Genomic DNA, 1319 nt, shown 5'->3' with positions numbered 1-1319 from the left:
GGGTTTAATGAGATGGTTCCCCTCCCTCCGAAGTCTAAACTTGGGAGGTAATCTTCAAGAGGAGCCATCTCATGTCCAACATCACCTTACTCGGTATCGATTTAGGCAAGTCCAGTTTTCACGTCGTCGGACGAGACCTTTCTGAACACACAGTTCTACGTAAAAAGTTTTCCCGCTCCCAACTGCTGCGATTTATCGCACAGCTCCCGCCCTGTTTGATTGCCTTTGAAGCTTGTGGTGGCGCGCATTGGTTATCGCGTGTCTGCCAGCGTCATGGACATCAAGCCAAACTCATTCCGCCGCAATACGTAAAGCCTTATGTCAAAGGCAATAAAAATGATTTTATCGATGCGGATGCCATTGCTGAAGCTGCGAGTCGCCCCGGTATGCGCTTTGTGCAGCCCAAAAGTGAAACAGCACAAGTGATCGCGGTATGCCATCGATTACGCGAAGGCTTTGTCACGGAGCGCACGGCAGTCATGTCGCGCATTGGCGCCATTTTGTTGGAGTTTGGTTTATCACTACCGCAGGGGCATTCGGTCATGAAGCAATTGTTTTGCTGGATCGGCAAGCAAGGGATTGAGCTGCCCCAAGCACTCTACGCCGAGCTGATGCTTGCCCATGAACATTACCTGCTGCTCAATGAGCGGATCGAAGAGCAAGACCGGAAAATTGCCGAATGGGTTAAACAGGATGACGCCTGCCAGCGGGTAAAAACCATTCCGGGTATTGGCGATATGATCGCCAGTCAATTGGTGATGGAGGTCGGTAACGCCCAACAGTTTAAAAATGGTCGGGAAATGGCGGCATGGTTAGGTCTGGTGCCGAGGCAGCACTCGACCGGCGGCAGGTCGAAACTATTAGGGATCAGCAAGCGTGGCAATAAACGTTTGCGGTGTTTGTTCGTGCATGGAGCACGGGCAGTCATGTCACACATGGGTAAAGGAGATAGGCCATTTGATCGATGGCTTATGACGCTGTGTCAGGGCAAACCATTCAATGTAGCGTGTGTTGCTCTGGCGAATAAATTAGTGCGCATCGCGTGGGCGGTACTGAGTCAGCAGACAGTGTTTAAGGTGTGACAAGCCAACCAGGTTTGCAATTATTTTTGCGGATGATGAAAAGGGTTAAACCGCCAAATAGGAACCCGACATAAAAGAGAGTCGGTGATTTTTTAGAGACTGTGGGTTTTTTAGGGCTATCTGGCGCGGATGCTCATCGTGGAGCGGGATTCGATCCCAATAGGACTCCGAATACATTAGCGCAAACCACCTCATTGTCACAAAAGTGATTGCAACAATGAGGGGAACCATACATTT

General features: G+C 50.1%; 1 protein-coding gene. It reads left to right on the top strand.

Going from position 1 to position 1319, the window contains the following annotated elements:
- The first annotated feature begins 71 nt into the window (after nucleotides 1–71).
- Nucleotides 72–1082, top strand: coding sequence for an IS110 family RNA-guided transposase (locus AC2CG4_RS20010; protein ID WP_484487947.1), 1011 nt, complete (start codon nucleotides 72–74; stop codon nucleotides 1080–1082).
- Nucleotides 1083–1319: the final 237 nt, after the last annotated feature.

This window comes from Cellvibrio sp. ATLC23 (assembly GCF_057196725.1).
This window is presented reverse-complemented; position numbering and strand designations above follow the sequence as displayed.

Coding starts and splice junctions, on each gene's coding strand:
- AC2CG4_RS20010 (WP_484487947.1), top strand. CDS start 72: ATGTCCAACATCACCTTACTCGGTATCGATTTAGGCAAGTCCAGTTTT.